Genomic DNA, 7,727 nt, shown 5'->3' on the forward strand with positions numbered 1-7,727 from the left:
GCAGGTGAGCGTCGAGTTCGTCGACATCCCCTCGCCTATCGGGCCGCTGGGGGCGCTGGAGGTGACGCTGCAGGCGCCAGGAGCACAGGCCCCTGCCACGTTGTGCCTCGGCGTGCCGGCGGCGCGGCAACTCTGGGCAGCGCTGGACGACGCGCTGCGTTTGCGCTCGACGACAGTTGATGCGCAAGGCAAGGGGTCCGCTTGATGGACGCCGCACTCATGCAGCGCTCTGTAGCAAGGCGCTATTCGGCGTCGCGTGCTCGGTCACAAGGGCCGCAAGCCGCAGGGCGTCGTCGGCCGACTCGGGCACGTCTCCGCGTTGCCAACGAGACAATCGTGGCTGCGGAATTCCCGTGCGACGGGAGATCTCTGTTTGGGTCATGCCCCTGTCCCGAAGGCACTTGATCAAGCCGGTGGTGTCACTCATGCCACCACTTTATGCGTTATCGCATGATTTGTCTATGCCCCATCGCATTATGCGTCGATGCACAGTGTTGGCATGAAGCCTTTTGAGCTAATCGCCGCCCTCATGCACCGTGAAGGCCTAGGTCCGCTTCCCCTCGCGAAGAAGATCGGCAAGGCCAAGCTCCAGCCGCAGATTCACCGGTTCTCGCGTGGAGAGGTGGCGAACCCAGATCGCACCACTGCCGTACCGATCGCCGAGTACTTTCATATCCCAGTCGAGGCGATCTACGACGAGCGCGTCGCGACCGAAGTGGCACGTGAACTGGGCATCACCACCGTCGCGCCCACATCCCCAACGACACCGCGAAAAAAAGTGTCAGTAGCTCACCCCATGAGCCAGTCAAGTGTCAAGCTTGGCGCCAAACAACTGGACTGGGGAGCATTGATGGAGGGAGAGCTGCCGGCCGTCTTCGAGGTGGCCGTGCCGGACGATGCGATGGCGCCACGAGTTAGAGCAGGCCAGATCGTCAAGTTCGATACACGCGAGACACCGCGCCCCGGAGACGGGGTTCTGGTCGTCGACAACAACGGCGAATGGTTTTTTCGCCTATTCCGGCAAGGACGCCGCGGCGCATGGGAAGCAGCTGCGGAGAACGCCGCGTATGAAACTTTGCAGGCCGAGAGAGACGGTCTGAAAGTAGTGGCGGTCCTCGTTGGCGTCCAGGCTCGCTGGGGATGATGCGAGCCATAGAGGCCACCCCCTAGAATCGATATTTATGCGATAACGCATTGACAATGCGTTATTCGTAATCGCATAATTCTTCATCGAACACCGATGGAGTCAATGCGATGAATGCATCCCACAGCAGCTACCGCTGCACCTACCACCCCGCCGATCGCGCTGGTTTCGAGAGCATCAGCGAAACGGGTGTTCTTCCTTTCGTCCAGTTGCGCGCCTCTGGCGCCGAGGAAGCTCAACGCCTTGCGCACCTCATCACCGGGTGCGCAGTCAGCGACGTGCTGCGTCTTGAGCAAACCTCGACGAGGTGCGCATGAGCGCCGTCGCTCACAAGATGCCGACGGCCGCAGCATCGGAAGTGGTGTCGATCAAGCTCATCGCCCAATCGGGCACCTGGCCGCAGATTGACATCGGCGAGCGCGAACCCGGCAACCCGATCCGCTTCCAGATCTCCGCCCCGCACCAAGACTACTTGCTCTTGTCGCACGGGCAGCTCTCGGCGTTGGTATCTGCAGCGAGCGCGTGGCTCGAACTGTTCGCGCCTCATCCGTCCGCAGGTGACGCAGCATGAACCGCCACTACCTCGCCCGCTACACACTGAGCGACGGCACGCGCGGCGCGCTGCACGTCGTCGCCGCGCATAGCTTCGATGTCATCGACATCCTGGTATGCACCTTCTCCACCATTCGCAGCTGCAGCGCGAGGTGCCTGTGATCGCCGCCGCCCTTCCCCTTCCCACGCCGGCCGACTGGGACGCCACGAGCTACCGCGCCTACGAGCTGTGCGACCACCGCATGTACGACGGCACCGATCTGGTCTGCTGTTGCCCGGCCGCGGTCGCGTTCGATTGCTGGCGCCCCTTCACCGTCATGCGAGCGTCGCACGGCGGCTGCGGGCCCGATGCCCGATTCATGCGCATCAACTTCGACAGCCTGCACGCCTGACGGCGCGCCGCCGCCCTTCCCCAACTTTTACCTCCCCGCCCGCCTGCGCCATCGCAGGCGGCGAGCTTCAACACGCCCGCACAGGACATCGAATGACCTGGATCACCACCTCCACCGGCGCAGAGGTATCGCTGCAGCAGCCTCGGCTCGCCAGCATCAACCTCGCGACCATCGCGCACCACCTCGCGCAGATCAACCGTTTCACCGGCGCCGCGTGCCGGCCGTACAGCGTCGCCGAGCACTCGCTTCTGGTTTGCGAGATCGCCGAACGCGAGTTCGACCTGCCGTCGCACGGCCTGCTCGCCGCGCTGATGCACGACGCTCACGAGGCCTTCACCAACGATCTCAGCACGCCGATCAAGGCCGAGATCGGCGCGCCCTGGGCAACCTTCGAGCACCGCTTCGAGCGCGTGATCCGCAGCGCCTTCGCCATCCACGTCGCCTCGACCGCGCACGCCGCCGCGATTAAGCGCTCCGACCTGATCGCCTTGGCAACCGAGCGCGCCCAGCTGCTGCCCAGCGGCGGCACGCCCTGGGAAGTCCTGCAGGGCGTGCCGACGGCGCCGTGGGTGGACCTGATGTCCCGCAAGCGCTGCACGGCCCGCTGGAGCGATTGGCGCAACGCCTTCAGCGAGCGCGCCGACTTCCTCGATTTCCAACGCCAAGAGCACGCCCACCAGCTCGGCCGCTGAACACCCACGGAGCACCTATGGAACACATCATCGCCATCCCGCTGGATCACCTCCACGAGAGCCCGTTCAATCCGCGGCGCACCTTCGTCGGCATCGACGACCTGGCCGCCAACATCGTGGCCGAGGGCCGCATCCACGAGCCGCTGCTCGTCCGGCCGACCACCATCGCCGGCATCGATGGCTTCGAGATCGTCTTCGGGCACCGCCGCTTCCGCGCGGCAGCGGCGGCCGCGCTGCTGACGGTGCCCTGCATGGTCCGCACGATGACCGATGCCGAGGCGCGCAGCGCTCAGGTCGCAGAGAACCTGCAGCGCGCCGACGTGCACCCAATCGAGGAGGCCGAAGGCTTCCAGGCCATGATCGATGGCGACAACCTGACAGCCGACGACCTGGCGGCGAAGTTCGGGAAGAGCCGCAGCTATGTGTACGGTCGCCTGAAGCTGCTGGAGGCCTGCCCCGCCGTCCGCAAAGCCTGCTTGGCCGGGGAGGTCGGCAGCGAGGTCGCGCTGCTCATCGCGCGGCTGCGCACGCCGGCTTTCCAGGAGAAGGCGCTCAACTACATCAGCAAGGAATATCACGCGAAGCTGGAGGATGGTGGCAAGCGTAGCTACCGCATCATCCGTGACCTGCTCAGCGAGAAGTTCTCGCTCGACCTGAAGGACGCGATCTTCGACATCGAGGACGAAATGCTGGTGCCCGCCGCCGGGCACTGCGTGCGCTGCCCGAAGCGCACCGGCAACGCCCCGGAGTTCGACGACATCAACGCGCCCGCGGAGCGCAAGAACAGCGCCGGTCGCTACGTAGACCGTGCGCCGGTGCACGGTACAGACGTCTGCACTGACCCCGACTGCTTCGCCGAGAAGAAGGAGGCGCACCTAAAGCGCGAGGCCGCGAAGCTGCAGGAGGCCGGCAAGGTCGTGCTTCAGGGCACCAAGGCGCGCCAGGCGATCGACGCATGCGGCAACATCAAGGGCGGCTTCATCAAGCTGGCAGACGTGCGTGACGCCCTGAAGAAGGTGGCGAAGGACGCCAAGCCGACCGTCGTCACCCTCCAGGATCCGCGCGACGGCAAGACGCACCAAATCGTCAAGATCGAGGAGGTGAAAGCGGCCGGCGTGAAGGTCAAAGAGCCGAAGTCCGTCAGTGCCTACGGCGAGAGCGAAGCGGATCGAAAGAAGCGGGAAGCGGCGCACGAGAAGCTGATGGCGAAGGCGCGAGCCGAGATCGACAGCCGTTTGGATCTGCTGGCGCGAGTTCGCACAGCGGCGGCCGCGGCACCGCGCAGCGCGTTCGATCTGCAGTTGATTGCCCGGGTTGCTTGCGCGGGCGTGGGGTGGAAGGACAAGACGACCTTGGCTGAGCTGCACGGCGTCGAACGCGATGCGCTTGAGGCACACATTGCCACCCTGCCGCTCGATGCACTGACCATGTTCATCCTCGACTGCGCCCTGATTGAGAACGTGCGCGTTGACTCCTACGCCCTCGACAGAAAGCCGGAGAAACTGCTGGCTGCAGCCAATCACTACGGGGTCACGACAGAGCCAACGGCGAAGAAGGCCCCGCGGGACCGCGTTAGTCGATCCTCCGCCGAGTCCGCGGCCGGCTCCGAGACGGACCAGGCTGACACTGACGCCGAGGCGGCTGTGGCCGAGCAACCGGTCGAGGAGGGAACGACCTGACATGCTGACCCTCACAGCAACCGAACTGCAAGAACTCACTGGAGCGAAGCGGCCGAAGCGCATGGCCGTCTGGTTGAGCACTCGAGGCTGGGTGTACGAGCCCCCGGCGCGCCGCGGCGATGTGCCCAAGGTGGACCGCAGCTACTACCTGGCACGCATGTCCGGCCAAGCCCCAGGGCCGCAGCGCGTCGGCCCACGGCTCGACTTCATGCTCAATCTATGAACCGTCGCAGAGAGCGGGCGGACGGCCTCCCGTACCGGGTGTATGAGCGTCGCGGCGTTCGCCTGTACTCCATCGGATACAAGCGCCCAGACGGAACCTGGGCCTTCCGGCTTACCTGCCCGGCCACGAGCGTCGCCAAGATAGCCGAGCTTCGCCGCGAGGCGATCAAGCGAGCCGCAGACATCGAGATGGGTGCACCGGTTGAAGGCACGTTTGCCGCGCTGGCAGATGCATGGCTGGCCAGACAGCGGGCCCTGCCCGCGACAGCGCAGGACAAGCGAGCTGACAGCACGCTGGAAGAAAACGTGCGGGAGCTTGCAATGCTGAAGCGGGCTTTCGGTGCCATGCATGTCGGCCAGATGGAGAAGTCCGACGCGTATGCCTACCTCGATGCTTGCTCACTGGCTCGCGACAAGAAGGGGAATCCGCGGCCTCGTGCTGCCAAGGGAAACAAAGAAATCGCCCTGGCCCGCCGGGTGCTGGAATTCGGTGTCCGCGTTCGCCTCATTGCAGTGAATCCGTTCGACGGTGTGGAGAAGCTCGCGACGAGCCGCAGAGACCGCCTGGTCAGCGATGCGGAACTCGCACTGGCGGTCGAGGTTGGCCGTCGCATGGGCGGGCCGCAGCACATCGTCGGCCTTGCGCTTCGCACCGCCTGGCTATGCCTGCGTCGGTCCGTAGAGATCCGGGCGTTGACCCGCGATCAGATCATCGAGGACGGCATTCTGTGGGAAGCCGCGAAGCGACAGCGCGGGGAAGCAGTGAAGCGCGGCCTCATTGAATGGAGTCCTGACCTGCGGAGCACGGTCGACGAAGCCCTCTCCGTGAAGCGGAACAAGCTGGCCGGCTCCTGGTACGTATTCGGCAACCTGAACGGCCAGCGCTACACGAAAGGAGGTTGGAAGGCGACGCTATCCAAGTTGATGGCCGAGTGCGCAATCGAGGCCAAGCAGCGCTCAATTCCTTTCGAGCCGTTCTCGCTTCAGGATTGCCGCCCCAAGGGTGTCACCGACAAGCTGGCATCCGGCGCGACGGACACGCTCGATGCCACGATGCACAGCAGCGATCGAATGGTCCGCCAAGTCTATGACCGGCGCCGGATCCGAGTCGCAAAACCGACTCGTTGATCGCAGCTGGAACTCTGCGGCGAGCAATTCAGAAATTTGCCCATTCCGAGAACGGCTGCTCGCCCAGCAGCGGTCGCGCGTTGGGCATGAAGAGCTTCCATCGCAGAGGAATCCGGAATGGTTCGAGCGCTCGATACACCCGATCGTCCATCAGCAGTATGGTGCGAGGCATGCCATTCGAGTGGGTGAGCGTGAACGTCTGGCCCGGGTGGATGGAATCGACTCCGCGTCGAGACATGAACTCAGAACTCGCCAGGTATCTATGGCGAACCCACTCTCGCCCGTTCTCCTCAATCCGCGTATGTTGGCTTGCAACTGAGTGTGCCTCGTTCGTGAAGGCTTCACTTCCAGCATCCAACGCGATCTTCGGATAGTCGATCTCCAGTACCCAGTCGGAGAGGGTCACGGCCCCCGAGTTTGTGAACCAAATCTCAAAGTGAAACGCTTGTCGATCCGTCTGGAAGGAGACGTTGCGGCGGACAAGCTGCAGGTCGATCTCTGGCGACTGCCGCCGGTTCATCACATCACGAATTTGGAAGTCTTCCATTGGCTTCGTGACCGTGCCAATGCGTTGGTAGTACTTGTGGTCCAGTGAGTTCTGGTGAGCTGTGCTGCCCGCGTCGACATCGATGACGACGATACGTCCACCTTCGGACACCGACACTTCGTTGATCGTGAAGAAGCGAACGGGTGGAGCGGAATTGCTCGTCAGCACCTGCGTCACCCAGTCAATCGTGATCGCGGGATCGAGGACCGGCGCAATTTGGTCGGCGTAGGTGCGTCCATCCCGCTTGGACTCTGACAGTCCGTAGACAAGCCGGCCGCCTGCGGCGTTCGCCATGCCGGTGACGTCCTTCACCAACTCACTGGGGTACCTCCCATCCTTTGACAAGGCAGCACCGGCCTTGAAATCGAGGAACGTGCTTTCCGGCATGCCGATCAGCGCTCGAATCTCTTCAATCGTGATGGCAGTAGATGGCATGTTTGTGAGAGGTAGAGGAGTTCAAGTAGTGCGCACCCTTCAGCCGAGTCAAGGGGCCGCGGCGTCGCCTTCGCCCGGCTTGCCGCTCATCCCCACGGCGTCACTCGATTGTCGATCTGCCACTGAATCCTTCGAATGTCGCGGACCGGATCTGCCAGTTCGAACGTGGCCGTCAGGTGATCGATGCTCGGCGCCCATTCATCGACATCGGCTCGCAGGTGGTCAGCGACCTTTGAATCGACATAGGCCGGTACATCTCGCGCGATCGCCCGCAGTCGGGATGTGAAGTCGCGAAGCGGGAGCTTCCTCCAATCCTTGAGGGTATCGGTCGAATACCTTTGAACGCTCTCACGCACATCGGATTGAAGGATGAGCATGGACTTGTGGATCGCCTCGTAGTACGGCGCCAGGACCGAAATGGTGAGATCGGTCGCAGCGGTTCGCACCCACGGTTCCATGGCAGAACGGACCACTGAGTCGGCTGCGCCAGCCGCCTCCAGCATTCGCTTGATCGATCGGGACAGGTCGTACGCTTCCTGCGCAGCCACGACGCCGTCCCAGCGGCCTGCCAAGGACACCAGCTGCATCAAGGTGGTTCCGGCGATCTCCGTCACGCTCTTCACCTGCGTCAGGACCGCATCGGCCTCGTCCAGCTTGCGACTCACCTTCGCTTCGAGCCCAAGCCCCTTCAGCAGCTCGAAACGCTCAATCGTGCCCGCCATGAGCAACAGTAGACCGGCCGCGAGGCCGGTCCCAGCAAGCGATGCGTTGCCGGCCACCAGCTGCGCTAGGCCGGACACGAGGGCAGTGAAACCGGCGGAACAGCACAGCCAGTTCACCAGGCGATGCCGCCACTTCTGTTCACCATCGATGTTGCTCACACGCGGCCCTCCGAGCCGCCAGCATCGCACACCTCTCCTCGCAACACACTTGGCC

Annotated in this window: 13 protein-coding genes; 10 read left to right on the top strand and 3 right to left on the bottom strand. The window is 63.7% G+C overall.

Features of this window, described 5'->3' with window-relative positions:
* Positions 1-205: hypothetical protein (locus AC1D12_RS18260; protein WP_477842046.1), on the top strand; the 205-nt coding region annotated here is incomplete at its 5' end.
* Positions 206-217: 12 nt separating this feature from the next.
* On the opposite strand, the gene AC1D12_RS18265 is transcribed toward AC1D12_RS18260, so the two are convergent.
* Complete coding sequence (locus AC1D12_RS18265; RefSeq protein ID WP_477842048.1) at positions 218-427, bottom strand: helix-turn-helix transcriptional regulator; 210 nt, start codon at positions 425-427, stop codon at positions 218-220.
* Between the two features lie 72 nt (positions 428-499).
* Here AC1D12_RS18265 and AC1D12_RS18270 point away from each other — a divergent pair, with 72 nt between their 5' ends.
* The 9 genes from AC1D12_RS18270 to AC1D12_RS18310 all read left to right on the top strand — a co-directional run bounded on the left by AC1D12_RS18270 (position 500) and on the right by AC1D12_RS18310 (position 5,809).
* On the top strand, positions 500-1,144 hold the full coding sequence (locus tag AC1D12_RS18270) for a S24 family peptidase (RefSeq protein ID WP_477842050.1): 645 nt from the start codon (positions 500-502) through the stop codon (positions 1,142-1,144).
* Between the two features lie 110 nt (positions 1,145-1,254).
* Positions 1,255-1,461 carry a hypothetical protein gene (locus AC1D12_RS18275; protein ID WP_477842052.1) on the top strand — a complete coding sequence of 69 codons (207 nt, stop codon included), beginning with the start codon at positions 1,255-1,257 and terminating at the stop codon, positions 1,459-1,461.
* Complete coding sequence (locus tag AC1D12_RS18280) at positions 1,458-1,715, top strand: hypothetical protein (protein ID WP_477842054.1); 258 nt, start codon at positions 1,458-1,460, stop codon at positions 1,713-1,715. Before AC1D12_RS18275 ends, AC1D12_RS18280 begins: the two co-directional genes overlap by 4 nt.
* Positions 1,712-1,858: a hypothetical protein gene (locus tag AC1D12_RS18285; protein WP_477842056.1), complete on the top strand. Its 147-nt coding sequence runs from the start codon at positions 1,712-1,714 to the stop codon at positions 1,856-1,858. The genes AC1D12_RS18280 and AC1D12_RS18285 overlap by 4 nt, the downstream gene beginning before the upstream one ends.
* Positions 1,855-2,088, top strand: coding sequence for a hypothetical protein (locus tag AC1D12_RS18290; RefSeq protein ID WP_477842057.1), 234 nt, complete (start codon positions 1,855-1,857; stop codon positions 2,086-2,088). Before AC1D12_RS18285 ends, AC1D12_RS18290 begins: the two co-directional genes overlap by 4 nt.
* A 92-nt stretch (positions 2,089-2,180) precedes the next feature.
* Entirely contained in the window at positions 2,181-2,780 is a 600-nt protein-coding gene (locus AC1D12_RS18295) for an HD domain-containing protein (RefSeq protein ID WP_477842059.1), read from the top strand.
* Between the two features lie 17 nt (positions 2,781-2,797).
* Positions 2,798-4,459 (top strand): ParB/RepB/Spo0J family partition protein, encoded by a 1,662-nt coding sequence (locus AC1D12_RS18300; protein ID WP_477842061.1) that lies wholly within the window; start codon positions 2,798-2,800, stop codon positions 4,457-4,459.
* A 1-nt stretch (position 4,460) separates the two neighbouring features.
* Positions 4,461-4,682 carry a DUF4224 domain-containing protein gene (locus AC1D12_RS18305; RefSeq protein ID WP_477842063.1) on the top strand — a complete coding sequence of 74 codons (222 nt, stop codon included), beginning with the start codon at positions 4,461-4,463 and terminating at the stop codon, positions 4,680-4,682.
* The gene (locus AC1D12_RS18310; RefSeq protein ID WP_477842065.1) at positions 4,679-5,809 is read left to right on the top strand and encodes a hypothetical protein; all 1,131 of its coding nucleotides are present in this window, start codon (positions 4,679-4,681) and stop codon (positions 5,807-5,809) included. Before AC1D12_RS18305 ends, AC1D12_RS18310 begins: the two co-directional genes overlap by 4 nt.
* A 28-nt stretch (positions 5,810-5,837) precedes the next feature.
* Here the strand turns inward: AC1D12_RS18310 and AC1D12_RS18315 are convergent, their stop codons facing one another.
* Both AC1D12_RS18315 and AC1D12_RS18320 read right to left on the bottom strand, forming a co-directional pair.
* Positions 5,838-6,791 (bottom strand): AlbA family DNA-binding domain-containing protein, encoded by a 954-nt coding sequence (locus tag AC1D12_RS18315; protein ID WP_477842066.1) that lies wholly within the window; start codon positions 6,789-6,791, stop codon positions 5,838-5,840.
* An 86-nt stretch (positions 6,792-6,877) separates the two neighbouring features.
* Positions 6,878-7,672, bottom strand: a complete 795-nt coding sequence (locus AC1D12_RS18320; RefSeq protein WP_477842068.1) for a hypothetical protein — start codon at positions 7,670-7,672, stop codon at positions 6,878-6,880.
* Between the last annotated feature and the right edge of the window lie 55 nt (positions 7,673-7,727).

This window comes from Rhizobacter sp. P1_G5 (genome assembly GCF_056405435.1).